Genomic DNA, 26,422 nt, shown 5'->3' with positions numbered 1-26,422 from the left:
AGGCAACACCCATGTGCGGAATCATCGGCATCGTCGGTACCACGGAAGTGGCATCGGCCCTGTATGACGGCCTGACCGTCCTGCAACATCGCGGGCAGGATGCCGCCGGCATCGCCACGGTGGATGGCGCGCGCTTGCGCCTGCACAAGGGCAACGGCCTGGTTCGCGACGTCTTCAATTCCGCGGGCGTCAGCAAGCTGCGCGGACGCATCGGCATCGGTCATTGCCGCTATCCCACGGCAGGCTCCGAAGGTACCGAGGAGGCGCAGCCGTTCTACGTCAACTCGCCGTATGGCATCGCCTTCGCGCACAACGGCAACCTCGTGAACACCGAGACCCTGCGCAAGGAGATGTTCGAGGACGACCGCCGGCACATCGACACCGATTCCGATTCCGAGGTGCTGCTCAACGTGCTCGCGCACGAACTGCAGGTGGACGATCGCGGCGACCTCACGCCGGAGCACGTCTTCAAGGCGATCTCGCGCGTGCATGCGCGTGCCCGTGGCGGTTATGCCTGCATCGCGCTGGTGCTCGGTTATGGCCTGATCGCCTTCCGCGACCCCAATGGCATTCGTCCGCTCGTGCTCGGCGAGCGCGTCACGCCGGAAGGCCGCGAATATGCGATCGCCTCCGAATCGGTGGCCCTCGACGTGCTCGGTTTCAAGCGCCTGCGCGATATCGCGCCGGGTGAAGCGGTGATCGTCACCGACGGTGGCGAGCTACACGCGCGACATTGCGCGGAAGGCGCCGTCCACGCGCCGTGCATCTTCGAGTACGTCTATCTCGCGCGTCCCGATTCGATGATCGAAGATGTCTCGGTGTACAAGGCGCGCCTGCGCATGGGCGAGAAGCTGGCCGAGAAGATCCTCCGCGAACGCGGTCCCGACCATGGCATCGACGCGGTCATTCCCATTCCCGATACCTCGCGCACGGCGGCAAGCTCGCTGGCGCAGGCCCTGGGCGTGCCCATGCGCGAGGGGCTGGTGAAGAACCGCTATATCGGCCGTACCTTCATCATGCCGGGGCAGGGCGAACGGGTGAAATCGGTGCGCCGCAAGCTCAATGCCATCGACCTCGAATTCCGCAAGAAGAACGTCCTGCTGGTGGATGACTCCATCGTTCGTGGCACCACGTCGCGCCAGATCATCCAGATGGCCCGCGACGCCGGTGCGAAGAATGTGTACTTCGCCTCGGCCGCGCCGCCGGTGCGTTATCCGAATATCTACGGCATCGACATGCCCGCCGCCTCCGAACTGGTCGCGGCCGGGCGTACCGTGGAAGAGGTGGAGAAGGCGCTCGGTGCGGACTGGTTGATCTACCAGGACCTCGACGACCTCGTCTGGGCCGTCGCCGACGGCAACGAAGCGCTCACCCATTTCGACACCTCGTGCTTCTCCGGCGAGTACGTCACGGGTGTCGAGGCCGGCTTCCTCGAGCAGCAGGAAGCACTGCGCTCCGACGCGGCCAAGAACGAGCGCCGCAGTGCCTGAGCACCGGGCGGCGCGGATGACGAATCGCGCCGCCAGCGATCCATGAACGATCTGCACGCCGCCGCCCGACGTTGCCTCGATGCCGCCGATCCGACCGAGAAGGTCCGGCTCAGCTTCGAGGCCTGGGCGGCCTTGCAGGCGGGCGAGCTGGCGCCGGATCCGTCATCGCCGCCGGCGCGTCCCATCGCCCTTCCGGGCCGTCCCGAACGTCCTCGCCTGGTCCCTTCCCGTGAGGTGGCACAGCGTGGCCTGGGTACGGCGGAAGGCCGCGCCGCGCTCGTGCATGCCATCGCGCACATCGAATTCAACGCCATCGACCTGGCCTGGGACGCGGTCTACCGTTTCCGCGGGAAGCCGTTGGCGTATTACCGGGACTGGGCCTCGTGCGCCAACGACGAGGCACGCCATTTCACGATGCTGTCCGCCCGCCTTGCCGAACTCGGCCATGCCTACGGCGACTTCGACGCGCATAACGGCCTATGGGAAATGGCGGAGAAGACCGCGCACAGCGATACGGCACGCATGGCCCTCGTGCCCCGGGTGCTGGAAGCGCGCGGACTGGATGTCACCCCCGGCATGATGGAGCGGCTGCGTCGCCAGGGCGACGAGCGCACCGTCGCGATCCTCGAGGTGATCCTGCGCGAGGAAGTGGCCCACGTGGCGGCGGGAACGCGATGGTTCCACTGGTGCTGCGAGCGCGACGGGATCGAGCCCGAGGCCACCTTCGCGCAGCTGCTCGCCGATTACATGAATGGTTCGCTGCGAGGGCCGTTCAACCTGGACGCGCGCCGCGAGGCGGGGTTTTCGGAGAGCGAGTTGGCCTGGTTGGGCACCCTGGGCTGAGCCTGCCGTGCCGCATGAATTCGCCCGGTGGGAGCCGACCTTGTCGGCGATCCCGCGGCAGCGGGCCAGGTTGTGGCAAGCACCCATCGCCGGCGGAGCCGGCTCCCACACAGAGCTTGGCTCCCATCATCATGGGTCCCACTGTTGTCAGGTGAGCGACAGGCCGCGCAGGTCGATGGATGTGTTGTCGATCGACAAGACCGAGCCGTGGTCGTACCAGTCGCCCAACACGATTCGTTGCGCAGGCGCGCCGTCGAATTCGAAATCGTGGATGGCGGGGCGGTGCGTGTGCCCATGCACGAGGCGACGGACCCCCGCGCGGCGCATGGCGTCTTCGACCGCGCCCTGGTTCACGTCCATGATCGTCTCGTCGATGCGGCCGGTGCGCGATTTGCTGTCGCTGCGTGCCTGCGCGGCGAAGGCGCGGCGGGCCTCCAGGGGCATCGAGAGGACCTGGGCCTTCCAGGCGTCCGTGCGGACCTGGGCGCGAACGGCCTGGTATTCGACGTCGTCGGTACAGAGCACGTCACCGTGCATCAGCAGGGTGGGCACGCCTTCGATGTCGTGCACGGTGCCGTCGTCGAGCAGGGTCATGCCCGCGCGTTCGGCGAATGCGGGGCCGAGCAGGAAATCGCGGTTGCCGACCATGAAGTAGACGGGAACACCGGCATCGCTCAGGCCGCGCGTCGCCTGGGCGATCCGTGCCGGCAGTTGCGCATCGTCGTCGTCGCCGATCCACGCTTCGACGAGGTCGCCGAGAATGTAGAAGGCGTTTGCCGAGCGCGCTTCGTCCGAAGCGAGGAACTGTTCGAACAACAGCGTGATATCGGGCCGCGCCTCGTCGAGGTGCAGGTCGGCGATGAACAGCGTGCTCATGCGGCCTTCGGCGTCGGGTTTTTCTTCTCGCCCTTCTTGGGCGTGGCCGGCGCGGTCGCGGGCTTCGCTGGTGCGCTGGCGGGGGCCGTGGCGGAGGAAGAGGGAGCCGGTGCCGCCTTCTCCTCACCGACCACGCTGGCCGACTCGATGACGACCAGCGGATTCGGCACGTCGCCGACGAACGGACCCTGCGCGCGCGTGGGCAAGGCGGCGATCTTGTCGATCGTGTCCATGCCGGTGACGACCTTGCCGAACACGGCGAAACCCCAGGTGAGGCCGCTCTGGTTGCTCACGTAGTCGAGCCGGCGGTTGTCGACGAGGTTGACGAAGAACTGCGCCGTGCCCGAGTTCGGGTCGGTTCCGCGCGCCACCGCGACGGTGCCGCGCAGGTTCGAGAGCCCGTTGTCCGCCTCGCTGGGGATCGCCGCGCGCGTGCGCCGCTGCGTCAGGTCGCGACTGTAGAGGCCGCCCTGGACCATGTAGCCATTGACCACGCGGTGGAACACCGTGCCGTCGTAGAAGCCGTCGCGCACGTATTGCAGAAAATTGGCGACGCTCTTTGGCGCTTTTTCCGGGAACAGCTCCAGGGTGAAGTCGCCCTGGGTGGTGTGCATCGTCACGCGGGGATGCTCGGCGGGGCCGGGCGCCGGTGCCGCCGGCTTGGTCGTCTGCGCGAATGCGAGGACGGGCAGGGCGAGAAGGACGCTGGCGAATACGGCTTTGAGCATGGGTGACCGGTCGTGACGGTGGAACATTCCCGGCATGATACCCCCCTTTGCCGGGCGGATCGCGGTCATTCGGTCACGATCTCCAGTTCGAGGCCCAGCTCGGCCAGCGGCTCGCGTTCCTGCTCAAGGTCGGCCTCGGTCAGCGGATGCTGGTCGAGCCAGTCCGCGGGAAGGGCCAGGCGGAGACGCTGGCGCGTGGCCACGGCACGGATGCGCGGCAGTGCCTCGGCCCGGCGCGCACGACGAAACAGCACGCCCAGGCGCAGGATCGCCGTGATATGGCGGGCCAGCATGCGATAGCGCACGGGTAAGGCGGAGATGACCGATTTCTCGGGCTTGCGCCGGTGGCACTCGACGATGGCCGCGAGCAGTTGCTGCTCTTGCCGGGAAAAACCCGCCATGTCGGCGTTGCGCAGGATGTACGCGCCATGGCGCTGGTGCTGGCTATGCGCGATGGCGAGGCCGAGTTCGTGTACGCGCGAGGCCCAGGAAAGCCATTCGCGCGCATCGTCGTCGAGCTTCCAGGCCTTGGCCAACTGGTCGAACAAGGCCAGCGCCGTGGTCTCCACGCGGCGGGCCTGGGCCCGGTCGACGCCGTAGCGGCTGGCCAGCGAATCGATGCTGGCCATGCGCGGATCGGTGCCGGCGGAGCGGCCGATCAGGTCCCAGAGAAGGCCCTCGCGCATGGAACTCTCGGAAACGCGCAGGCGATCGATGCCGAGGGCGTCGAACGCGGCCTCGAAGATCGCCACGCCGCCCGCGAACACCTCGGCACGGTCGTCGGCAAGGCCTGGCAGCTTCAGCGTGGCGGAGGACCCCTGCTCGATGAGTGCTTCGCGGACCGCCGCGAGCGATTCCGGCGTGATGCCGTCGTCGGACAATTTCATGGCCCGGACCACCGAGCCGATGGCTTTCGCGGTGCCCGACGAGCCATAGGCATCGGCCCAGCCGGCTTCGCGGTAATCCTCGGAAAATTGCTGGAGCAGCACGCCTATCTCGCGGCGTGCCCGCAACCAGCGCTTGCGGGTGATCTTTCCACCGGGGAAGAAGCGCAGCGTCGAGGCGATGCAACCCACCTGCACGCTCTCGGTGAGGAGGGGCGAGGTGCCACGGCCGACGATGAATTCGGTGCTGCCGCCGCCGATGTCGATCACCAGGCGATGATCGCGCGAGGCGGGCAGGTCGTGCGCCGCGCCCAGGAAGATCAGGCGGCCCTCCTCGCGCCCGGAGACGATTTCCACCGGATGGCCCAACGCCGCCTCGGCCGCGGAGAGGAAGGCATGTGGCGAAGCCAGCCGGCGCACGGTATTGGTCGCCACGGCGCGCACGTGCAGGGCGGGAATGCCGGCGATGCGCTGGCCGAAACGTGCGAGGCTGGCGAGCGCGGCGGCGCGATGGTTGGCATCCAGCGTGCCGTCGGCGCGCAGGCCCACGGCCATGCGCACGGAATCACGCAGGCGGTCGATCACGCGGGGTTCGCCGTGTTCGTAGCGGGCGACGACCATATGGAAGCTGTTGGAGCCGAGGTCGACGGCGGCGAGCAACTCGCCTTCGTTGATCTGCGATTTACCTGTCGATGCCAAGGTGGAATGTCCGCAGCGGCGTGTCGGTGGATTCTGGCATGGTGCCGGGTCTTGCGTGCAAGCACATGAATCGTGTGTGCGCGGGTGGAGAGGTCACGAGGAATGGCTCCGGGTGCCTGCTTCTGGCCGCCGCGGCGGCTTCGGCAGCGCCGAGAGAACGAACAACACGATGCAGAGGAAACCGAACACCCAGTAGTCGCTGGGTGCCGGCCCCCACCAATGACGATGCCAGGGCACGTCGACCGGATTGAAGCGCTCCACGCCGAACGCCGGGTTCAGCACGAACCACAGGCCGTCCTCCGCGACCCAGAACAGCATCACGCAGGCGATCGCGCGAACTTGTGCCCGCCAGCTCCAGAAGCCACGAAACACCATCGGAAAATGGAAAAACAAGGCGATGAAAGGAAAGACCCAGGCGTGGTAGCCGGTCATGGGCCGCCCGCCCCAGAGCAGGTCGAGCAGCCAGTGGTGATCGACGCGCCAGGTCGGCAGGCTGGTGGCCCAGCCGTTGGGGCCTTCGATCTCGATCTCCACGTGGGCGAACATGAAGGCGAGCAGCAAGGTGAAGAGGGCGGTCGATATCACGGCAGTGACCCGGCGACGCGGCGAATGACTCATGTACCGTCCAGGTCGGCGAGCACGGTGTCGATCACCTCGCGAGCCGCGTGCGGGCGGCCGATCGCGCGCGCGTTGGCGGCCATGGCGGCGAGACGCGGGGGATCGGCTTGGAGTTCACCGATCCGCCAGGCCAGGGCCACGGCATCGATCGCTTTCCATGCCGCGCCCATTTCGAGCAGGTAATCCGCATTGCGTTCTTCCTGTCCGGGAATCGGTGCGTTGACGATCATCGGCAGGCCCATGGCCAGGCATTCGGACGTGGTGAGGCCGCCGGGCTTGGTGATGGCGAGGTCGCAGCAGGCCATCAGGCGTTCGACATGGCGGGTGAATCCGTGCGGAAACAGGCGTCCGGCGTGCCGCGTGGCCGCGAGCGCACGCAGGCGTTCCAGCATCGCGGCGTTGCGCCCCGCGAGGACCACCAGCTGGAAGTCCCCGCCACTGGAGAGCAGCGTGTCGGCCAGCTCGTCCAGCGCACCGACGCCCGCGCCACCGCCCATCACCAGGTAAGCGGGACGGTCGGGGTCCATGCCGAACGCTCCGGCAAGGGCGCGGCGATCCTGCGGCTCCGCGAACGCCGGCATCACCGGGATGCCCGTGGTATGCACGCGCGACGCGGGCAGTCCGACCGCACGCATGCGTTGCGCGATCTCCGGGCTGGCGGCGAAATAGCCGGTCATCTCCGGGATCACCCACATGCGGTGCAGGTCGAAGTCGGTGACCTGCAGCCATACGGGCACCGTGATGCGGCCCTTGCGGATCTGCCGCATCAACATTTCGGCGGGCAGGAAATGCGTGCAGACGATCGCGTCCGGGGCGAACTGCGCGATCGCCGCACGCAGGCGGCGCGTATGCAGCCGCTCGATCGTGCGGCGCATGCGCTGGGTCACCGCCTCGGGCCGTGTGTCGTCGGTGATGCGATAGAGCATGCCCCACAGTTGTGGGTGCCGCGTGATCAGGCGCAGGTAGAAATCCGCGTAGATGCGCCGGAAACTCGAGGGTACATAGTCCATGACGTCGAGGTGTTTCGCCTCGATCGCCTGTCCCTCCGCCGCCAGCGTGGCCACCGTCGCCTCGAGCGCTTCGGCGGCGCGCACATGGCCCGCGCCCGCGGATACCGACAGGAGGAGGATGCGCCGTTTCACCCGCTATAGGCCGCGAGCAGCGCCTGCTGGGCGCTGTAGGGCGCCTCGCCCTTGGCGGGATGGCTGCGCGTGTAGCGCCCGTCCTTGCCCAGCAACCACGCCTGCGTGTTGTCGCGCAGGTAATTGGCCAGTGTCTCGTCGTACACGCGGCGCGCCAGCGTCGGCTCGAGGATGGGCACGCCGACCTCGATGCGGCGCATGAGGTTGCGCTCCATCCAGTCGGCGCTGGCGCAATACAGTTCCGGCGCGCCGTCGTTGCCGAACCAGTAGACGCGGCTGTGTTCGAGGAAGCGGCCGATGATCGAGCGCACGCGGATGTTCTCGGAGATGCCGGGGATGCCCGGCCGCAGCGTGCACGCGCCGCGGATGATGAGATCGATCTGCACGCCGGCCATCGACGCGCGGTACAAGGCCTCGACCACGTGCGCTTCGTTCAGCGCGTTGAGCTTGGCGACGATGCGGCCGGGCCGGCCGTCGCGCGCATGCTCGATCTCGCGTTCGATCTTGCCCATCACGCTGCTGTACAAGGTGAAAGGGGAGTGCAACAGGCGCTTGAGCTGGATCATCGGGCCGAGACCCGACAGCTGCTGGAAGACCTTGTGGATGTCCTCGCCGATTTCCGGGTCGGCGGTCATGAGGCCGATGTCCGTATAGCCGCGGCTGTTGCCCTGGTGATAGTTGCCGGTGGACAGGTGGACATAGCGGCGCAATACGCCGCCGCCCTCGCGGCGCACGATCAGCAGCATCTTCGCGTGCGTCTTGTAGCCGACCACGCCGTAGACCACCTGCACGCCGGCTTCCTGCAGGCGGTTGGCCAGTCCGATGTTGGCCTCTTCGTCGAAGCGGGCGCGCAACTCGATCACCACGGTGACGTCCTTGCCGTTGCGCGCCGCCTCCACCAGGAGGTCGACCAGGGGCGAGTCCTTGCCCGCGCGATAGAGCGTCTGCTTGATCGCCAGCACGCCGGGGTCCTGCGCGGCCCGGCGCAGCAATTCGACCACCGAGGCGAACGATTCATACGGGTGGTGCAGCAGCACGTCGCGCGTGCCGAGCACGTCGAACTCGTTCACCCCCTTCTCGAAGGCGGGGGAGAGGCGCGGCGTGAAACGGGGGAACTTCAGCTCGGGGCGGTCGACCTGGTCGTAGATCAGGCCGGCACGAATGATGTTGACCGGCCCGTCGCACCGATAGACGTCGGCTTCCTCTAGCTGGAAGTTGGCGATCAGCATTTCGGTGATGGCGCGCGGGCAATCGGCGCCCACTTCGAGGCGCACCGGACGCGCATAGCCACGGCCGGCGAGTTCCTCGCTCAGCGCGCGGGCGAGGTTCTCCACCTCGGCTTCCTCGACCACCAGTTCGCTGTTGCGGGTGACACGGAACTGGTACGAGGAACAGACCTGGAATCCCGGGAAGATCTCGTCGGCGAAGGCTTGCAGTACTTCCGCCAGGAAGACGAAATCCCCGTCGCCGTCCGAGACCTCGGAGGGCAGGTGGATGATCCGGGGCAGGGAGCGCGGCGCGCGCACGAGGGCCATATGGCCTTCGCGGCCGAAGGCGTCGCGACCCTTGAGCACCACGGCGAGGTTGAGCGTCTTGTTGAGGATGCGTGGGAACGGGTGCGCGGGGTCGAGCCCCAGCGGCGACAGCACGGGCATGATTTCGTTCTGGAAATAGCCCAGCAGCCAGCGGCGCTGCTTGTCGCTCCAGTCGTCGCGGGTGAGGAAGCGGATGCCTTCGGCGGCCAGCGCCGGCAGCAGTTCGTCACGCCAGGTGCCATACAACTCGGTGACCAGCTCCAACGTGCGCTCACGGATGCGCGTGAGGATCTCGCTGGACGATAGTCCGTCCGCTCCCGGAATCGCCGCGCCGAGCGCGTGCTTGTGCTTGAGCACCGCCACGCGCACCTCGAAGTACTCGTCGAGGTTGTTGCTGACGATGGTCAGGTAGCGCAACCGCTCCAGCGCGGGCACGTCCGGGTCGCGGGCCTGAGCGAGCACGCGGAAATTGAATTCCAGTGCCGCCAGTTCGCGGTTGATGTACAGCTCGGGGGCGCCGAGGTCGACAGGCTCGCTCATTCGTTCCGCTGGTCTTTTCACGACAGCCGATGTTGGCTCATCGTCGATCATGCCGGAAAGCGGCAACGCAGCAAGCCCCGGGCGCGTTCACGGGCATGGCTCAAGGGTGCGACCCGGCCGCTTCCTGCAGCCGCGCTCCGTCGAGGAGGCGGTCGCTGCCGAAAACGCAGGCGAAGGTGGAACCCTTGCCGGGCTCGCTTTCGATCGAGAGGCGCGCCTGGTGCAGGTTCAGCACGTGCTTCACGATCGACAGGCCCAGGCCGGTACCGCCCGAATCGCGCGAGCGGCTGGACGACACGCGATAAAAGCGTTCCGTGAGCCGGGCGATATGGGCGGCGGGGATGCCGAACCCGGAATCCTGCACCGAGAACCTGGCGCCGCCCTCGGCCTCGGCCCAGCGGATGGCGATGCGGCCACCGGTCGGCGTATAGCGCACGGCGTTGCTCACCAGGTTGGAGAAGGCGCTGTGCAGGTCCTTCGGCGAGCCGAGCAGGTCGTAAGACGTGGCGATATCGAGCGATACCGTATGCCTGCCCTGGCTGAGCGCCTCGGCTTCCTTGCGCAGGCTGGCCAGCAGGGGCGCCATCTGCACGTGCTCGTCCGCCACGTGATCCTGGGTTTCCAGGCGCGAAAGGGTGAGCAGGTCTTCCACGATCTGGCCCATGCGCTTGGACTGCGCGCGCATCTCGTCCAGCACGGGCGCGAGTTCCGGTACGTCTTCCGGGTCGAGCAATTCGAGGTAGCCGTGGATCACGGTCAGCGGCGTGCGCAATTCGTGCGAGACGTTGGCGACGAAGTCGCGGCGAATCTGTTCCAGCCGGGTGAGATGGCTGGTGTCGCGTGCCAGGAGCAGCCGCTGGCGGCTGCCGAAAGGCAGCAGGGTGGCGGTCACGTGGCGGTTGGGATGGCCTGGCGAGGTGACGTCGTTCAGCGGTTCCCGCGCACCGTCCGTGAGCCAGTCCGCCAGTTCGCTGTTGCGCAGCAGTTCGGCGATCGACCGGCCGCGGTCGCGCGGGCGCTTCAGGCCGAGCAGTTCCTCCGCCGCGTGGTTGAACCAGCGAACGTGCAACGAGTGGTCCAGCAGGACCACCGCGTCGGGCAGCGTTCCAGCCGCGCTGCGCAGGTCGCGCAGGCGGGATGCGATACGGCGGGTGCGGGTCATCAGACGGTCATACTCAGGGGGGCGCGTGGCGGACGATTGCAACATTGGCCCCGGCTTGTGACGGAACAGCGACAGCAGTACGACGATTTCCGCCAGCGCGACCACGGTCACGCCGATCGGCGCGGCACCCGCGAACGCGCCCGCGGCGCCGCCCGCGACGAGCAGGGCGGCACACGTGACGGGCAGTCGCCAACTGGAAACGAAACGAACGGGCATGCGTCGAGCCGATGACGGTCTGGTGGAACGCACCATAGCGCGGCTGGCCCGCGAAAACCTAGGTATTCGACGAGAACCGGTAACCCGCGCCACGAACCGTCTGGACCATGTCGTCGAGCTTCCACGGTTCGAGGGTCTTGCGCAGGCGGCGGATGTGCACGTCCACCGTGCGTTCCTCGACGTAGACGCTGCCGCCCCACACGTGGTCGAGCAGCTGGGCGCGCGAGTACACCCGCTCGGGATGGGTCATGAAGAAGAACAGCAGGCGGTATTCCGTGGGGCCGATAGGCACCGCGTCCTCACCCGCGAACACCCGGTGCGCCGGGCCGTCGATGCGCAAGCCACCCAGTTCGACCACGCCGGAACCATCGTCGCCCTGGCTGCGGCGGAGCACCGCCTTGATCCGGGCGATCAGTTCGCGGGTGGAAAAGGGCTTGATGACATAGTCGTCGACACCGGCCTCCAGGCCGTTCACGCGATCCATTTCCTCACCGCGGGCGGTGAGCATGATGATGGGGATTTCCCGCGAGAGTTCCTCGCGGCGCAGGCGGCGGGCCAGCTCCAGCCCGCTCGTGCCGGGCAGCATCCAGTCGAGCAGGATGAGGTCCGGAACACGCTCGGAAATGGCCATCTGGGCGGCGCGGGCGTCCGCGGCGTGAGCCGCGTCCATACCCGCCTTGCGAAGCGCGAAGGCGACCATGTCGCGAATCGAAGCTTCGTCTTCCACGATAAGGATGCGTTTATGCACGCTGGGACCGCTCGTTGGCTGTGACGGTCATATTGCAGCCGTGCCGTGTTACACGGCAATGACAATCGTAACAATCGGGTTACTGGCTGCGCCCGTCGGGGTTGTCGTCGGTGGTGATCCGGCGCTTGCGCAGCTCCAGGAGGAGGGGCGTGAGGTCGCTGATCCGGGCCTGGATCCGCGAACGCTGGTAATAGTCCAGGTCGTCGCGCTTGAGCAGGCGGCGCAGCTGTTCCATGGCGTCGAACGGGCGCCCGGAGAGGTAGGCGCTGTCGGCATAGGCCTCGGCGGCGCGGATCGTATCGCCGGAGCGCTCGCTGGCGCGGGCGAAGGTGCGGAAGATCTCCGGATCGTCGCTGTCGTCGAGCATCGGCCGCAACATGGCCGAGGCCGCGCGGGCGTCGTCGGCACGGCCGCTGTCGGCCAGGGCCCGTGCATAGCCCAGGGCCACGGCGCGGTTGCGCGGCGAGTTGTCGTGCAGGGCCTTGTAGATCGCCATGGCGTCGCCGTGGCGGCCGGCGTTTTCATAGGCGTCGGCCATGGCCAGGCGAAGGATGACATTCCCGGGCTGGTCGGCCAACAAGGGCTGGAGCTGGTCCACCGCCTGCGCACCATGCCCGGTGCGGAGCAGGGTCAGTGCATAGCCGTAGCGGTTGGCGGCGGTGTCGAAATCCTTGCGCTTCAGGTTCGTGGCGTAATAGGAGGAAAGGCGCTGGGCATCGCCGGAGAGTACCCGTACGCGTTCCCGCATCAACGCGTAGGTATCGCTGGCGCTTTCCGGAACGACCTTGCCCGTGGCGTTGACCAGGGCGGTCGGGTCCTTCACGAAGAGGACCGGTGCCGTGCTCTTTTCCCAGGTGGCCTTGTCGAGCGTGGACAGGCGCGGCTTGTTCGCCTGCTTCTCCTCGATCACCCGGGCCCGGGCCTTGGCATCGCTGATGCGCGCCAGTGTCACCGGGTGGGTCTGGAGCAGGGCGGGCAGGGCTTCCTCGCCTTCGCCCACGCGCAAGGTGTCCTGCATGCGGCCGAAGAACTCGGCCATGGCCTCGGGGTCGTAGCCCGCGTTGGCGAGGGTCTGGATGCCGACCCGGTCCGCCTCGATCTCGTCCTTGCGGGTGAAATTGATCTGTCGCTGCATGAGCAGCCCCTGGCCGCCCATGAGTACCGCCGGCGCGGCGTCGCCGGCGCCACCGCCAGCACCGGCGGCGATGGCGCCCAGCAGCACCAGGGCCATCAGCGGGGCGTTCTTCTTCGAGTCCTCGAAGGCCCGGTAGAGGTGGTTCTGGGTGATGTGGCCGATTTCGTGGGCGATGACGCCGGCCAGCTCGCTTTCGCTGCTGGTGATGTTGATCAGGCCGGCGTTGACGCCGATGTATCCGCCCGGGGCGGCGAAGGCGTTGATCTGGGTGTCCTTGACGATGAAGAACGAGAAGTGGTCCTTCGGCCGGTCGCTGGAGGCGACGAGACGGTAGCCCAGGTCGTTGATGTACTGGTCGACCAGGGCGTCGTCGACGGTCAGGTCGAGCGCGTGCATCTGGCGCAGCATCATCGCGCCGTATTCGTCGGCTTCGCGGGGGCTGATCAGGGCGTTGGCCGAACTGCCGAGGTCGGGCAGGCGGACGTTGTCCTGGGCGCCCGCGGCGAAGGTCGCGAGGGCGGTGGCGGCAAGGATGGAGAGGCGGTAAAGGGACGGGCGCATAGGTCGAACGACGATACCATCACCTAACGATCAGGCACCGTCCACGGTCGCGGCGGTGGGATGGATTTCGACCGCGCCGTGGCGGCCAGGTTCGCCCGTCCTTGCAAAATTCGCTCCCGATCGCCATCTTGCGGCCATTCCGGTTCGGAGAATCCCTCCATGTCCAGCCCCGACATCACCATCTATTCCACCGCCGTCTGCCCCTATTGCGTGGCCGCCAAGAACCTTCTGAAGGCCAAGGGACTTTCCTGGAACGAGGTTCGCATCGATACCGACCCCACACAGCGCGACGCGATGCTGGAAAAGAGCGGTGGCCGTCGCACCGTGCCGCAGATCTTCATCAACGGCACCCACGTGGGTGGCTTCGACGACCTCGCCGCGGCGGACCGCAGCGGCAGGTTGGCCGAGATCATCGAGGCGGCGCACTGATGGCCGGCGATCGCGTGGAGGAATTCACCGCGTTCCGCAAGCGGATGAACGAACGCATCCTGTCGGAGGACAACCAGGTGGTGCGGCGGTTCTTCGCCCTGGACACCCAGACGTACCGCGAGGGCGCCCTGGACGTGAAGACCAAGGAAATGCTCGGCCTGGTGGCATCGATGGTGCTGCGCTGTGACGACTGCATCAGTTATCACGTGGCGCAATGCAAGGAAGCGGGCGTGAACCGCGACGAATTCTTCGAGGTGTTCAGCGTGGGCCTCGTGGTGGGCGGCTCGATCGTCATCCCGCACCTGCGCCGCGCGGTCGATTTCCTCGACTCGCTGGAAACCGAGGCGCCGGCCGATGCGGCTGCCTGCGCGGATCATTCCGCCGCCTGAACAGGCATGACGGGCGCCCCGCAAAGGGCGCCAAACTTGAAGGAAGCGGGCCGGATCGCCGATAATTGGGTGATTTTTCTCCCCGCGCGCGGCAACCGCGCGCCCTGCGTCCGCTTTCCTTCAGGAGTTACCCCCATGAGCAAGACCATTGCCGTGATCCCCGGCGACGGCATCGGCCCCGAGATCATGGACGCGACCATCCGCGTCCTCGACGCCCTGGACTGCGGCCTCGCCTACGATTTCGTGGACGCGGGCGTGGTCGCGCTCGAAAAGCACGGCGACCTGCTGCCGCAGGCCACGCTGGACAAGATCGCCGAGCACAAGGTCGCCCTCAAGGGCCCGCTGACCACGCCGATCGGCGGCGGCTTCACCTCGATCAACGTCACCCTGCGCCGCAAGTTCGACCTCTACGCGAACGTGCGTCCGGCGATCAGCTTCCCGGGCACGAAGGCGCGCTTCGAGAACATCGACATCATCACCGTGCGCGAAAACACCGAGGGCGCCTACCTCGCCGAAGGCCAGACCCAGACGGGCGAAGGTGACAACGAAGTCGCCATCTCGATGATCCGCAACACCCGCCCCGGCATGCAGCGCATCTGCAAGTACGCCTTCGAGATGGCCCGCCAGAAGGGTCGCAAGAAGGTCACGGCGGTGCACAAGGCCAACATCATGAAGACCTCGTCGGGCCTGTTCCTGACGGTGGCGCGTGAGGTGGCGAAGGATTACCCGGACATCGAGTTCAACGAGATGATCGTGGACAACGCCTGCATGCAGCTGGTGATGAATCCGTACCAGTTCGACGTGATCGTCACCACGAACCTGTTCGGCGACATCCTTTCCGATCTCTGCGCCGGTCTCGTCGGCGGCCTCGGCCTCGCACCGGGCGCCAACATCGGCAAGGACGCGGCGATCTTCGAAGCCGTGCACGGTTCGGCGCCGGACATCGCGGGCCAGAAGAAGGCCAACCCCTGCGCCCTGCTGCTCGCGGCGGCCGACATGCTCGACCATCTCGACATGGTCGCCAAGGCCACCCGCCTGCGCAGCGCCATCCGCGACGTGATGGAAGCCCGCGACCGCACCACGCCGGACGTTGGCGGCACCGGCACCACGGACACCTTCGGCGACGCCATCGTCGAACGCATCCGCGCCACCGCGTAACAGCCCGGCAAGGCGACATCGAAAGCCCCGCACATGCGGGGCTTTTTCTTTGCACTCCCGGTGGGAGCCGACCCTGTCGGCGATCCCGCGGCAGCGGGCCGGCGTGGGGCAGAGCCGTCGGCCGCCACCCTCGTCGCTCCGGTTACACCGTCGCTCGGGAAAGGGTGCCGCTGCGCGGCCGTGTTCTATGGCTGGCGCCCCGTCGCGCCCGTCGCGCCGGGCGGGGTTTCCGACTCGCCTTCCATGGCTCGGCGGAAACGGCCGGCCATCCAGGCCGGCCCCCTGGCGGGCCTTTTCGCCCGGCGCTCCTCGGTTCCACAAGTCGCGACGAGGGTGGCGGCCGACGGCTCTTCCGAGCACTGAGGTGTTGTGCGACAAAAGCAAAGCAACGTCGCCTACTTGGGGGATGCCGTTCCCGGACGAATGCCGTCTTCGGGTGAGATCCCCACCCGGGTGCGGCAAGTGGCACGCGGCACGGCGAGCGGTGCTCTTCCCACCAGCCCACCTCCGTGTCGAGAGAGCTGCCGAGTGCCACCCTCGGCGCGACATTAGGAGCCGAGGACGGGCGGGCGGAGAAGGCCCGCCAGGGGGCCGGCCAGGGATGGCCGGCCGTTTCCGCTGAGCCAGGAGGGCGAATCGGAAACCCCCGCCCGACCGTCCGAGCCCGCCGGGGCGCAGCCATCGGACACGGCCGCGCCAGCGGCTTTCCTTGCCCAAGGGACGGCGACTACCGTCGCGCCGAGGGTGGCGCCCGGCAGCTCCCCCGCCACGCACACGACGAACGCGAGGGCGAAGCCGAGCCGTAGACGAAGCCGGTCTGCCGCTACCGCTGACCCGAGCGGCACACATCCGCCTGGGCCGGGTAGCGCTCCACGCACCATGCCACCCATTTGCGCATGCTCTGCTTGCGCTGGCTGGGGAGCAGGTGGCCATTCTGGGGGCCCATGGTGAAACCGGTCAGTTCCGTCAGCACGGCTTCGAGGCCGTCATGCACGTACCAGGGTTTGTACTGGCGTTCCGCACGTCCGCCCGAGCGGTGAATCCAAATCGACTGTTCCGGCAGACGGCGATCGTCGCCGAGGTGCGCAATGATGTAAGGGACGCCGGCCCTGCCGAGTCGCAACAACTGGTTGAAGGCACGATCTTCGCTCGCCGCGTCTTTCGTCGTGTCGTCGACGAGGCGGGCGACACGAGGCGCGAGGTCTTCCGCCGGCCCAGGCCCGGCATCTTCCGCCGAGGCGATGGACGTCGCGACGAGTAGAACCAGCGCGAGTGCGAAGGGCTTCATGGCATCAGGCGTCGCCGCGGAAGAAAGGGTAGGGCGCCAGGAAGATCAGCCAGATCATCAGCACGATGCCAATGTACTTCACCACGCGGAACAGCTTCGGATTGGCCTTCTTGAACTTGCGCGTGCGTTCGCGGCCACGCTGGTTGAGCGCGAACATGCGATTGACGAAGCCCACCTGTTCCTTGCCGTCGTCGCTGTTGGGCGAGGCGGTGATCGAACCCATGAAGGCGCCGACGCGCTTGTTGATCGCGGTCATGAGGCCGCTCTTCAGCGGGCGCTCCACGTCGGCGAAGAGGATGACGCGGGTCTGGTCCGTGCGGTTCTCCGCCCAGTGCACATAAGTCTCGTCGAAGACCACGTCCTTGCCATCGCGCCATGCATGCATTTCGCCATCGACGAAGATGCGGCACTCGTCGGAGTTCGGTGTGATGAGGCCGAGGTGGTAGCGCAGCGAACCGGCGAACGGATCGCGGTGCGGGTTGAGCTTGCTGCCCGGCGGAAGCAGGGCGAACATCGCCGCCTTCACGCTCGGGATGGAATTCAGCAGTTTCACCGTTTCCGGGCACAGCGCCTCGGCGGAGGCGAGCGGTTCGCCATACCATTTCAGGTAGAAGCGCTTCCAGCCCTGCTTGAAGAAGGAATTGAAGGAAGCGTCGTTGTGCTTTTCCGCCGAACGGATGAAGCCTTCGTCGAACAAGTGCATCGCTTCCTGGCGGATCGTCTGCCAGTTGGCCTGCAGCAGGTCGAGTTGGGGGAATCCGCGGCGATCGAGGATCGGTCGTGCGGGCACGGCGGAGAAGGCGTACATCAACAGGTTGTATGGCGCGAAAATCGCCGAGTGATCCACCAGCTGGCGGTCGAAGCGCAGGCGCGAGCGGCCGCGCAGGTGCACCAGCAGCACGCAGAGCGTGAACAGGATCAGCACGTACAGGACGATGAAGCGGGGCCCGAGGAAATTCATGGGTTGGACTCGAGGGGGACGGGCGATACATACGGCCCCAAAGGGCCCGTATCAACGCCGCTAGGATACTCCGGGCTCAGTGCCCGAGCACGTGGGTCGCGCCGCCGCCCGGCCGCCAGGCCCGCTGGAAGGCCTTGTCCAGCCAGGCGATGGCGATACGCACGGCGGCATGCGGCGATTTGCCCTTGGCCAGCTCGGCGGCCACCGCGGAGGCCAGGGTGCAGCCACTGCCATGCCCTTCGAAAGGCAGGCGCGGATGGCGGATCTCGATCACGCCATCGGCATCGTAGTAACGATCGACGATCTCGCGCCCCTTGGCGTGGCCGCCCTTGAGCAATACGCCTCGTGCGCCCAGGGCAAGCAGGTCGGCGCCCGCTGCGTCGATGTCGCGGCCGAGCGGGCGTCCGAGCAGGGTTTCGGCTTCGGGCAGGTTGGGCGTGAGTACGTCGGCCAGCGGGATCAGCCGGCCGGTCAGCGCGTCGAGCGCATCGTCATCGAGCAGCCGGGCGCCGCTGGTGGCCAGCATGACCGGATCGACGACGAGCCATGCCGGTTTGCGCCGGCGTATTTCCGTCGCCACGAGACGGGTCATCGCGGCGCTGCCGAGCATCCCGGTCTTGACCGCCGCGATGGGGAAGTCGTCGAAGACGGCGTCGATCTGGCTGCGGACGTGGGCGAGAGGAAGCGTGTGGACGGCGCTCACGCCACGCGTGTTCTGCGAGGTGACGGCGGTGATGGCGGTGAGGCCATGGGTGCCGCGTGCGCGGAAGGTTTTCAGGTCGGCCTGGATGCCGGCACCGCCGCCGGAATCCGAGCCGGCGATGGTGAGCGTGTTGGGGATGGGAGTGCGCATGGGTTGAGGATAAGGGCGCGGGCGGCATGCCCGCGCCCTTTAGGTGCGACCTACAACGCCTCGGAAGCGAAGTCGGCCAGTCTCGAGCGCTCGCCACGCTTCAGCGTGATGTGCCCCGAATGCGCCCACATCTTGAAACGATCCACGGCATAGGTGAGGCCGGACGTCGTCTCGGTGAGGTAGGGCGTGTCGATCTGCTCCACGTTACCCAGGCAGACGATCTTGGTTCCCGGGCCGGCACGGGTGATCAGGGTCTTCATCTGCTTCGGCGTGAGGTTTTGCGCCTCGTCGATGATGAGATAGCGGCTGAGGAACGTACGCCCGCGCATGAAGTTCAAGGAACGGATCTTCACGCGGGAGGCGAGCAGGTCGTTCGTGGCCTGGCGGCCCCATGAGCCACCTTCCTCCGGGTTGGCGAGCACTTCCAGGTTGTCCGTCAGCGCCCCCATCCACGGTGTCATCTTCTCTTCCTCCGTACCGGGCAGGAAGCCGATGTCCTCGCCGACCGATACCGTGGCGCGCGTCATGATGATCTCGCGGTAACGCTGCTGGTCCATCACCTGGGCGAGTCCCGCGGCGAGGGCGAGCAGCGTCTTGCCCGTGCCCGCGGTGCCGAGCAGGGTGACGAAGTCGACGTCCGGGTCCATCAGCAGGTTGAGCGCGAAGTTCTGCTCGCGATTGCGCGCGGCGATCCCCCATACGCCATGCGCGGCGTGGGTATGGTCGTCGAGCAACACGAGCCGGGCCTTGCGCGCATCCTCGTCGCCGGATAGTTCGAGCACGCGCAGCTCGACGTCGTTCTCGCCGGGCATGTACAGGCACTGGTTCGGATACCACAGCTCGTCGTCGCGGACACTCACCTCGTAGAAGGTGCGACCGCGCTCGTTCCACGAGCGCAGTTCCGGGTGACGCTCCCAGAAGTTCTCCGGCAGTTCGTCGGAGCCGGTGAAGAGCAGGGCGAAATCGTCGAGGGCGCGATCGTTCTCGTAATCCTCGGCGGTGATGCCGTAGATCGAGGCCTTGATGCGGAGATTGATGTCCTTGGTGACGAGGATCACCGGACGGTCGGGGTACTGGTCGCGAAGGTCGACGACCGAGGCGAGGATCTGGTTGTCGGCCTTGCCGTTGCCGTGGCTCGCGCGCTGCTGGAAGAACAGCCTTCCCACCGCGCCGCGCTTGAGCTTGATGCCTTGCGGATTGACCAGTTCCAGGCCGTCGCGAAGACCCTGGCCACCGCCGCCGCGCTCGATCAATTCGTTGAGGAAACGGCTTACCTGGCGGCCGTTGCGCGATACTTCGGAGCCACCTTTCTTCTTGTCGTCCAGTTCCTCCAGCACCGTCATCGGTATGAAGACATCGTGTTCCTCGAAGCGGAACAACGACGTCGGATCGTGCAGCAGCACGTTGGTGTCGAGGGCGTAGATGCGCTTGCTTCCGGTCATGCGGAAGTGACCTCATGCAGAGGTTGCGAGAACCGGCCGCACGGCGACGGCCGGGGGGAGGTGCCGCATGACGCGGTATTCGTCACGCGGTGGGAACACTCTCAAGCACGGCCTGTGCGTGGCCGGGAACCTTCACCCCGCGCCATTCCGTGTGGATCCTGCCGTCGGGATCGATGAGGAAGGTGCTGCGTACGACACCCATGTGGCGCTTGCCGTAGAGCACTTTCTCGTGGATGACGTCGAAGGCCTGGCACCAGGCTTCGTCGGCGTCGGAAACGAGCGGGAAGGGCAATTGATGCTTGGCGGCGAAATTCGCATGCGAGCGCACCGAATCGCGGGAGACACCGATCACTTCGGCATTCAGGGCCTGGAACCGGGCGTGGAGATCGCGGAAATCCTTCGCCTCGTTCGTGCAACCGGGCGTGTTGTCCTTCGGATAGAAGAACACCACCACCCACTGTCCCTTGAGCGAAGAAAGGGACAGCGTCGAACCATCGCCGAGCGTGCCTTCGAGTTTGGGGAGCTTCTTGCCCTTGGAGATCATGCGTACGTCTGCTGCTCCTTCCGGATCAGAATTTCACGGGGTCCATGATGGCGTCGAGGTTGAGGCCATCGCACAGTTCGAGGAAATCGTCGCGCAAGGCGGCGATGTGCGTTTCCGAGGGAATGCCGATCGTGATCTGCGCCTGGAACATCTCGGCGCCGGTCTGCATCGCCTGGTAACGCATGGATGAGAGTTGTTCCACGCTGATGTCGCGCCGCGAGAAGAATTCGATGATCTTCACGAGGATGCCTGGCCGGTCGGCGGCGATCACCTCGACCAGGTAGGGCAGCAGGTGGGCGGTGGGTTCGCGCGGCGTGGTGCGGTAGTGGACGATCGGCAGTTCCTCGTCCCGGGCCAGCTTGCCCAGCGAGGTCTCCAGCTTGGCCACGGCGTCCCAGGCGCCGCTGGCCAGGAGCATCACCGAAGTGTCGTTGCCGATCGTGGAGACGCGGGCATCGGCGAGGTTGCAACCAGAGTCCGCTATCCGCTTGGCCAGGGCCAGGATCGGCGCGCGATGCGCCGGCGACAGCGTCGAGATGAGGAGCTGGTTGTCCGTGGTGGCGCTGCGTACTGCGGAACGATTCAAGGCGGGAACTACCTATGGCGCGTCCCGCGGGGCGCGGAACCAACGCTTTGGGGCCAGCTTACTTGGCCGCGTCGCACGCTAGCAAGACACGCGACGCCCATGGGCCGGAAAGTTGCCGAATGGACTCGCCGGAAACGCCCCGGTAACATGCGAATGGCTGATTAGACAACGGGTTTCACCTTGGACATCTCCGGAAGCATCACCGCGTTGGCGACGCCCTTCGCCGCGGACGGCTCCCTCGACCTGGACGCCTTCGGCCGGCTGCTCGACCAGCAGCTCGCTGGCGGCACCCAGGCGGTGGTCGTGGCCGGTTCCACGGGCGAATCGCATTTCCTCGAACACGACGAATACGAGCGCCTGCTCGCGTTCGCGGTGAAGCACGTGGACAAACGCGTTCCGGTCATCGCCGGCACCGGCGAAGCGGGCACGGCGAAGACCATCGCCACCACGCGGCGGGCCCGGGCGCTCGGCGCCGATGCCGCGCTGGTGGTGGCCCCCTTCTACGTGCGTCCCACACAGGAAGGCCTGCGCAGGCACTTCCTCGCGGTGGCCGACGAGGGTGGCCTGCCCGTGATCCTCTACAACGTGCCGCCGCGCACTGGTTGCGATATCGCCCCGGAAACCGTGGCCTTGCTGCGCGACCATCCCGGTATCGTCGGCATCAAGGAGGCGCGCGGCGATGCCGGGCGGATCCATGCACTCGCGGAACTTATCCGTGCCGATTTCGTCTACCTCAGCGGTGACGACGGCTCGGCTCACGAGGCGATGCTGGCGGGCGCCGCGGGAACGATCTCCGTCGTGGCCAATCTCGTGCCGGAAGCCTTCCGCGCGCTGTGCGATGCCGCCCGTTCGGGCGACACCGCGCGGACCGCGAGGGAAACCGCGCGGTTGGCCCCGCTGATCGACGCCTTGAACTGCGCGCCGAATCCGATCCCGGTGAAGGCCGGCCTGGCCGCCCTGGGGCTCGGTTCTGCCGCCCCGAGGCTGCCGCTGGTCGAACTGGAATCCGGTCCGGCATTGGCGAAGCTGCGCGAAACGCTCGCCGCTCTGGCACCATTGGCGTCTGCCGCCTGAAGCAACCTTCTCAACGGAACCCTAAGTTCATGAAGAAAACCTCGTACGCGCTGGTCGTCCCGGCACTGCTCCTGTCCGTCCTGGTCGTCTCCGGTTGCGGCGCGTTCCGCTCCACGAAGGATTGGGAAAGGGCCCAGCAGGAAGCCCCGCTGGAAATCCCGCCGGGTCTCGATACGCCGTCCACCAGCGCCGCCCTGGTCATTCCCGATGTCGGCTCGGGCGCTGCCGGTGCCGCCGCGGACCAGGGTGCCGCGCCCGTCTCGGACGGCTTCATCCTCACCGACGATCCGGATGCCGCCTATCGCCGCATCGGTGAACTGATCAGCGTGGGTGACCTCGGCACTGTCCTTTCGCACGACGACACGGCGCGCTCGTACCAGATCGCCGCGAGCCGTGGTAAGCCGGAAAGCCGCCCGGGCCTGTTCCGCCGCATGTTCGGCGGCGGCAAGAGCGCCGACCAGGATGCCAAGGACGCGCCGGCCTCGGCCAAGGGCGCCAACCGTATCGTCGTGCTGGCGATCACCCCGAGCGGCACCGGCAGCGAAGTCCGCGCGCAGGGCGACGCCGATGGCGTCCGTCGCGTGATCGATGCATTGAAGTCGCGGATGGGTAGCAAGTAAGCCTTTCGGCTCGCCTGCGTGAACGCCGCCTTCGGGCGGCGTTTTTTTTAGCAAGAAAAGCGCTCGGTGGAAGCCGAGCCTCTGGTGGAATCCGCCCTCGTGGGAGCCGACCCTGTCGGCGATGGGTGCTTGCCTCAACCGGCCCGCTGCCGCGGGATCGCCGACAGGGTCGGTTCCCACCAGGGCACATGCCTCCCACCGGGATGCTGTTGGCCTGGAATTACGCTTCGGGATTCATCATCCTGCCGCACTGGAGCAGGCCATTCCGTAAAACGGGCGGGGGCTCAGCGCTGGAGTTGTTCCAGCTTGCCGGGCTTGTTCTCCCAGTCTTTCGCATCGGGGAGGCCGTCCTTGCGCTCGGTGATCACCGGCCACTCCTTCGACAGCTCGGCGTTGAGCGCCACGAAGCCCTCTTGCCCCGCCGGGACGTCGTCCTCGGGATAGATGGCGTTGATCGGGCATTCCGGCTCGCAGAGGGTGCAGTCGATGCACTCGTCCGGATTGATCACGAGGAAGTTCGGGCCTTCGTGGAAGGCGTCGACGGGACAAACCTCGACGCAGTCCGTGTACTTGCACTTGATGCAGTTGTCGGTGACGACAAAGGTCATGCGAACAGTTCGGCGCCGGAAGGAAAGTGGCGCTCCCTACGAGGTTCGAACTCGTGTTCCCGCCTTGAGAGGGCGGTGTCCTGGACCACTAGACGAAGGGAGCGGGTCGTACCGGGGGTACGAAGCGCGCTAGTATATCCAAATTACGGCGTCCGGCAACGACTTTATGGCCGCTCGTCGAACTGGGTCGAATTCGTTACATTGGGCCCATTCATCCCGACACCGGCCGCCGGTGGGGGCAGCTACTTGAACGGGCGCCGGAGCGCTCGCCAGGACCTCGATCGCTTGAATTCTGAAACCAGGAGTGACGTTTCGCCGGTACTGCGCATCATTCCGCGCGACCAGCACTCCATTTCCCGCAAGAACATCAGCAAGGCCGCGCTGCGCGTGCTGTATCGCCTGCACGACGCCGGTTTTGCCGCGTACCTCGTCGGCGGCGCCGTCCGCGACCTGCTGCTGGGCGGGCACCCGAAGGACTTCGACGTCGCCACCAACGCCACGCCGGAGGAGGTGAAGGGGCTGTTCCGCAACTGCCGCCTGATCGGCCGACGCTTCCGGCTGGCCCACGTGGTGTTCGGGCCGGAGATCATCGAGGTGGCGACCTTCCGCGGCACGGGCGAAGAGGGCGGCGAAGGCGACCGTCACATCGTCGATGGACGGATCGTTCGCGACAATATCTGGGGATCGATCGAGGAAGACGCGGTCCGCCGCGATTTCCGGGTCAACGCCCTTTACTACGATATCGCCGATTTCAGCGTGCGCGACTACGTCGGCGGCATGCGCGACCTCGAAGACCGCTCGATGCGCCTCATCGGCGATCCGGAGCAACGCTATCGCGAGGACCCCGTTCGCATGCTGCGGGCGGCGCGGCTGGCCGCCAAGCTCGATTTCAACATCGATCCCGCGGCGTCGGCGCCGTTCGCGACCTTGGGCAATCTTTTGGGCGAAGCCGCCCCGGCGCGGCTGTTCGACGAGTCGTTGAAACTGTTCCTCGCCGGGCACGGCTTGAAGAGCTTCAAGATGCTCGAGGCCTGCGGCTTGTTGAAGTTCCTGTTTCCGGCCACGGCGCGCGCCCTGGAACGTGGCGACCACGCGCTTCGCGCGCTCGTGGAACAGGGCCTCGCCAACACCGATGCGCGCATCGCCGAGGGCAAGTCGGTCACTCCCGCCTTCCTGTACGCGGTGCTGCTGTGGGGCGAGGTGCGCGACCAGGCCAATGGCTGGATCGCCCAGGGCTACGACGCCAACGAGGCATGGCAGCGCGCCGCCGTGCATGTCGTCGGCGAACAGTGCCAGCGCGTGGCGATCCCACGCCGCTTCACCTTCACGATGGAGGAGATCTGGGCGTTGCAGCCGCGCTTCGAACAGATCCACCGCAAGCGCGTGTTCCGCCTGATGTCGCATCCACGGTTCCGCGCCGCTTTCGATTTCCTGCTGCTGCGCGCCCACGAGTCGGCGGGCATGCGTGAACTCGGCGAGTGGTGGGCCCACGCCCAGCAGTTGCCGCCGGAAATGCTTGCGGCCGCCCTGGGCGGCGGTGGCGTTCCGTCCCATGAGGCGACGGCCGCCTCCACGGCACCCGCCCGCAAGCGTCGCCGCAGGCGCAAGCCGGTGGGACGCGGTAAAGGCGATTCGGGCGGGGCGTGAGCGTTCGCGCCTCGATCGGCCTGGGCGGCAATCTCGGCGATGTCCGGCAGCGGCTCGAAGCGGCCATCGCGCGGCTCGCCAGCGAGCCAGGCCTCGCGCTTGCTGGCCGCTCCCGGTTCTACCGGACGCCGCCGTGGGGGCCGGTCCCCCAGGCCGACTTCGTCAACGCGGCCATCGCGGTGGATACCACGTTGTCGCCGCATGCGTTGCTGGATGTCCTGCTGGAGACCGAGCGGGCGTTCGGCCGCGTGCGCGACGGTGAGCGCTGGGGCCCGCGGACGCTGGATCTCGACCTGCTTCTCTACGCGGACCGGGTGCTCGACGACGACCGGCTGAGCCTGCCGCATCCACGGATCGCCGAGCGCGCTTTCGTCCTTTTGCCGCTGGCCGACCTCGACCCCGGGCAGGTCGTGCCCGGACATGGACGCGTGGCGGACCTGCTCCGGGCGGTGGACACGAAGGATTGCGTCGCGCTTCCCTAGGTTCCGGCGCGGAGGGTACTATCGACGATGCCAGGACAGGCATCCCGTGGAGCGTTTATGGACGAACGTGACGGCAAGACGATCTTCGTGCAGATCCCTGCGTACAGGGACCCCGAATTGATCCCCACCCTCATCGACATGATCGACCGGGCTCGTCGTCCCGGCCGCCTGCATGTGACCGTCTGTTGGCAGCACGAGGAGGGCGAGCGTAGCGACGTGTTCGCGGAAGCGGGCTTCCTCGTTCGGACCAGCGTGTTCGAAGGCCGCCTGCGGCACCGGTTGAGCCGCGGTGGAACCGTGGTCGACGTACTCGACTATTCGATGGACGAGTCGCGCGGTTGCGGTTGGGCACGGGCGATGGCGCAGCGGGGCTTCGACGGCGAGGACTACACCTTGCAACTGGATTCCCACCACCGTTTCGCCCGGCATTGGGACAGCGAGCTCATCGACCTGCTGGAGAGTGTTCGTTCCAGGCGGCGCCCGCATCCCGTCCTGGTGGCCCACCCGCCAGCCTACGTGCCGGGCGAGCCCGTCGCCGAAGCATGCGACGAGGGTTACCAGATCGACTTCCTGGGCTTCGGCGGACTCGGCGTGATACGTACGATATCGACCCTCATCGATTCTCCCGCGGGAAAAAAGGGACCCGTTCCGGCGCGCTTTTTCAGTGGCGGCTTCGCTTTCACCGATGGCAGCTTCGTGCGGGATGTCCCCGCCGACCCCGACCATTATTTCAATACCGAGGAGATCACGCTGGCGGTCCGGGCATATACGCATGGCTACGACTTGTTCCACCCGCACCGGCACGTGGTGTGGCATTACTACGAACGGGCCGATGCGCCCAAGGTATGGAACGACCAGTACATGGCGTTGAAGCGGGGCGAGACCGCGCTGGATGGGGCGACCCTGGGCAGGCGCTCGATGAAGGCGGCCGAAGCCGCTTTCGGCATGCACGGGATGCCGGCCACGTCGCCCCCTGCCTGGCTGGGTGGGCGGCGCAGCCTCGCGGACTACGAACGCTATGCCGGTATTTCCTTTGCGCTGTGCAAGGCCACCCCGGAGGCCCTGGCGGGGGTGGAGCCCTCGGAGGCGGATCTGCACCTCGACGAGATGGCATGGCGGGCGCGTCTGCTCCCCGCGCCCATGATTCCTTGAGATACCGCTCAC

26 protein-coding genes and 1 tRNA gene are annotated in these 26,422 nt (G+C 66.9%); 10 read left to right on the top strand and 17 right to left on the bottom strand.

Going from position 1 to position 26,422, the window contains the following annotated elements; all coding sequences use genetic code 11:
- Positions 1-11: 11 nt before the first annotated feature.
- Entirely contained in the window at positions 12-1,490 is a 1,479-nt protein-coding gene (gene purF / locus ACR9Y6_RS08460) for an amidophosphoribosyltransferase (RefSeq protein ID WP_481280888.1), read from the top strand.
- 42 nt (positions 1,491-1,532) lie between these two features.
- Positions 1,533-2,333, top strand: a complete 801-nt coding sequence (locus ACR9Y6_RS08455) for a ferritin-like domain-containing protein (protein WP_481280887.1) — start codon at positions 1,533-1,535, stop codon at positions 2,331-2,333.
- A 147-nt stretch (positions 2,334-2,480) separates the two neighbouring features.
- Here ACR9Y6_RS08455 and ACR9Y6_RS08450 read toward each other — a convergent pair whose 3' ends face one another.
- The 9 genes from ACR9Y6_RS08450 to ACR9Y6_RS08410 all read right to left on the bottom strand — a co-directional run bounded on the left by ACR9Y6_RS08450 (position 2,481) and on the right by ACR9Y6_RS08410 (position 13,177).
- Positions 2,481-3,209, bottom strand: coding sequence for a UDP-2,3-diacylglucosamine diphosphatase (locus tag ACR9Y6_RS08450; RefSeq protein ID WP_481280886.1), 729 nt, complete (start codon positions 3,207-3,209; stop codon positions 2,481-2,483).
- Positions 3,206-3,937 carry a peptidylprolyl isomerase gene (locus tag ACR9Y6_RS08445; RefSeq protein WP_481280885.1) on the bottom strand — a complete coding sequence of 244 codons (732 nt, stop codon included), beginning with the start codon at positions 3,935-3,937 and terminating at the stop codon, positions 3,206-3,208. Before ACR9Y6_RS08445 ends, ACR9Y6_RS08450 begins: the two co-directional genes overlap by 4 nt.
- Before the next feature lie 65 nt (positions 3,938-4,002).
- Positions 4,003-5,520: a Ppx/GppA phosphatase family protein gene (locus tag ACR9Y6_RS08440; protein WP_481280884.1), complete on the bottom strand. Its 1,518-nt coding sequence runs from the start codon at positions 5,518-5,520 to the stop codon at positions 4,003-4,005.
- Between the two features lie 93 nt (positions 5,521-5,613).
- Positions 5,614-6,138, bottom strand: a complete 525-nt coding sequence (locus tag ACR9Y6_RS08435) for a hypothetical protein (RefSeq protein ID WP_481280883.1) — start codon at positions 6,136-6,138, stop codon at positions 5,614-5,616.
- Positions 6,135-7,280, bottom strand: a complete 1,146-nt coding sequence (locus ACR9Y6_RS08430; protein WP_481280882.1) for an MGDG synthase family glycosyltransferase — start codon at positions 7,278-7,280, stop codon at positions 6,135-6,137. Before ACR9Y6_RS08430 ends, ACR9Y6_RS08435 begins: the two co-directional genes overlap by 4 nt.
- Entirely contained in the window at positions 7,277-9,355 is a 2,079-nt protein-coding gene (gene ppk1, locus ACR9Y6_RS08425) for a polyphosphate kinase 1 (RefSeq protein ID WP_481280881.1), read from the bottom strand. The genes ACR9Y6_RS08430 and ppk1 overlap by 4 nt, the downstream gene beginning before the upstream one ends.
- Positions 9,356-9,455: 100 nt before the next feature.
- Positions 9,456-10,733 carry a phosphate regulon sensor histidine kinase PhoR gene (gene phoR / locus ACR9Y6_RS08420; RefSeq protein ID WP_481280880.1) on the bottom strand — a complete coding sequence of 426 codons (1,278 nt, stop codon included), beginning with the start codon at positions 10,731-10,733 and terminating at the stop codon, positions 9,456-9,458.
- A gap of 58 nt (positions 10,734-10,791) precedes the next feature.
- Complete coding sequence (gene phoB, locus ACR9Y6_RS08415) at positions 10,792-11,481, bottom strand: phosphate regulon transcriptional regulator PhoB (protein WP_166698972.1); 690 nt, start codon at positions 11,479-11,481, stop codon at positions 10,792-10,794.
- A gap of 79 nt (positions 11,482-11,560) precedes the next feature.
- Positions 11,561-13,177, bottom strand: coding sequence for a M48 family metalloprotease (locus ACR9Y6_RS08410; protein ID WP_481280879.1), 1,617 nt, complete (start codon positions 13,175-13,177; stop codon positions 11,561-11,563).
- A 159-nt stretch (positions 13,178-13,336) separates the two neighbouring features.
- Here ACR9Y6_RS08410 and grxC point away from each other — a divergent pair, with 159 nt between their 5' ends.
- The 3 genes from grxC (at position 13,337) to ACR9Y6_RS08395 (ending at position 15,153) form a co-directional block, all read left to right on the top strand.
- A complete protein-coding gene (gene grxC / locus ACR9Y6_RS08405; RefSeq protein ID WP_481280878.1) occupies positions 13,337-13,606 on the top strand; it encodes a glutaredoxin 3 in 270 nt (89 codons plus the stop codon).
- The gene (locus ACR9Y6_RS08400) at positions 13,606-13,995 is read left to right on the top strand and encodes a carboxymuconolactone decarboxylase family protein (protein WP_371024778.1); all 390 of its coding nucleotides are present in this window, start codon (positions 13,606-13,608) and stop codon (positions 13,993-13,995) included. Before grxC ends, ACR9Y6_RS08400 begins: the two co-directional genes overlap by 1 nt.
- A 135-nt stretch (positions 13,996-14,130) precedes the next feature.
- Positions 14,131-15,153 (top strand): isocitrate dehydrogenase, encoded by a 1,023-nt coding sequence (locus ACR9Y6_RS08395; RefSeq protein ID WP_371024779.1) that lies wholly within the window; start codon positions 14,131-14,133, stop codon positions 15,151-15,153.
- An 823-nt stretch (positions 15,154-15,976) separates the two neighbouring features.
- On the opposite strand, the gene ACR9Y6_RS08390 is transcribed toward ACR9Y6_RS08395, so the two are convergent.
- The 6 genes from ACR9Y6_RS08390 to ACR9Y6_RS08365 all read right to left on the bottom strand — a co-directional run bounded on the left by ACR9Y6_RS08390 (position 15,977) and on the right by ACR9Y6_RS08365 (position 20,827).
- Positions 15,977-16,441: a hypothetical protein gene (locus ACR9Y6_RS08390; protein WP_481280877.1), complete on the bottom strand. Its 465-nt coding sequence runs from the start codon at positions 16,439-16,441 to the stop codon at positions 15,977-15,979.
- 4 nt (positions 16,442-16,445) lie between these two features.
- Entirely contained in the window at positions 16,446-17,402 is a 957-nt protein-coding gene (locus ACR9Y6_RS08385; RefSeq protein ID WP_481280876.1) for an aspartyl/asparaginyl beta-hydroxylase domain-containing protein, read from the bottom strand.
- A gap of 76 nt (positions 17,403-17,478) precedes the next feature.
- Positions 17,479-18,255, bottom strand: coding sequence for a bifunctional hydroxymethylpyrimidine kinase/phosphomethylpyrimidine kinase (thiD, locus tag ACR9Y6_RS08380; protein ID WP_481280875.1), 777 nt, complete (start codon positions 18,253-18,255; stop codon positions 17,479-17,481).
- Between the two features lie 50 nt (positions 18,256-18,305).
- Entirely contained in the window at positions 18,306-19,697 is a 1,392-nt protein-coding gene (locus ACR9Y6_RS08375) for a PhoH family protein (RefSeq protein ID WP_481280874.1), read from the bottom strand.
- Between the two features lie 82 nt (positions 19,698-19,779).
- On the bottom strand, positions 19,780-20,241 hold the full coding sequence (locus tag ACR9Y6_RS08370; protein WP_481280873.1) for a peroxiredoxin: 462 nt from the start codon (positions 20,239-20,241) through the stop codon (positions 19,780-19,782).
- Between the two features lie 25 nt (positions 20,242-20,266).
- The gene (locus tag ACR9Y6_RS08365) at positions 20,267-20,827 is read right to left on the bottom strand and encodes a glycine cleavage system transcriptional repressor (protein WP_306847788.1); all 561 of its coding nucleotides are present in this window, start codon (positions 20,825-20,827) and stop codon (positions 20,267-20,269) included.
- A gap of 180 nt (positions 20,828-21,007) precedes the next feature.
- On the opposite strand from ACR9Y6_RS08365, the gene dapA reads away from it, so the two are divergent.
- Together dapA and ACR9Y6_RS08355 are read left to right on the top strand one after the other, a co-directional pair.
- Positions 21,008-21,901, top strand: a complete 894-nt coding sequence (gene dapA / locus ACR9Y6_RS08360) for a 4-hydroxy-tetrahydrodipicolinate synthase (protein WP_481280872.1) — start codon at positions 21,008-21,010, stop codon at positions 21,899-21,901.
- Positions 21,902-21,930: 29 nt separating this feature from the next.
- Complete coding sequence (locus ACR9Y6_RS08355) at positions 21,931-22,521, top strand: hypothetical protein (RefSeq protein WP_481280871.1); 591 nt, start codon at positions 21,931-21,933, stop codon at positions 22,519-22,521.
- A gap of 284 nt (positions 22,522-22,805) precedes the next feature.
- Here the strand turns inward: ACR9Y6_RS08355 and fdxA are convergent, their stop codons facing one another.
- Entirely contained in the window at positions 22,806-23,129 is a 324-nt protein-coding gene (gene fdxA / locus ACR9Y6_RS08350; RefSeq protein ID WP_481280870.1) for a ferredoxin FdxA, read from the bottom strand.
- 27 nt (positions 23,130-23,156) lie between these two features.
- A tRNA-Glu gene (locus ACR9Y6_RS08345) sits at positions 23,157-23,232 on the bottom strand.
- 182 nt (positions 23,233-23,414) lie between these two features.
- Here ACR9Y6_RS08345 and pcnB point away from each other — a divergent pair.
- The 3 genes from pcnB to ACR9Y6_RS08330 are packed head-to-tail and all read left to right on the top strand — an operon-like array spanning position 23,415 to position 26,410.
- Entirely contained in the window at positions 23,415-24,776 is a 1,362-nt protein-coding gene (pcnB, locus tag ACR9Y6_RS08340; RefSeq protein WP_481280869.1) for a polynucleotide adenylyltransferase PcnB, read from the top strand.
- On the top strand, positions 24,773-25,258 hold the full coding sequence (gene folK / locus ACR9Y6_RS08335) for a 2-amino-4-hydroxy-6-hydroxymethyldihydropteridine diphosphokinase (protein WP_481280868.1): 486 nt from the start codon (positions 24,773-24,775) through the stop codon (positions 25,256-25,258). Before pcnB ends, folK begins: the two co-directional genes overlap by 4 nt.
- A 57-nt stretch (positions 25,259-25,315) precedes the next feature.
- The gene (locus ACR9Y6_RS08330) at positions 25,316-26,410 is read left to right on the top strand and encodes a GlcNAc-transferase family protein (RefSeq protein ID WP_481280867.1); all 1,095 of its coding nucleotides are present in this window, start codon (positions 25,316-25,318) and stop codon (positions 26,408-26,410) included.
- Positions 26,411-26,422: the final 12 nt, after the last annotated feature.

Source organism: Luteibacter sp. TLI7-4A (assembly GCF_056754745.1).
The sequence above is the reverse complement of the archived record's forward strand: the minus strand, read 5'-3'. Positions and strand labels throughout refer to the sequence as shown.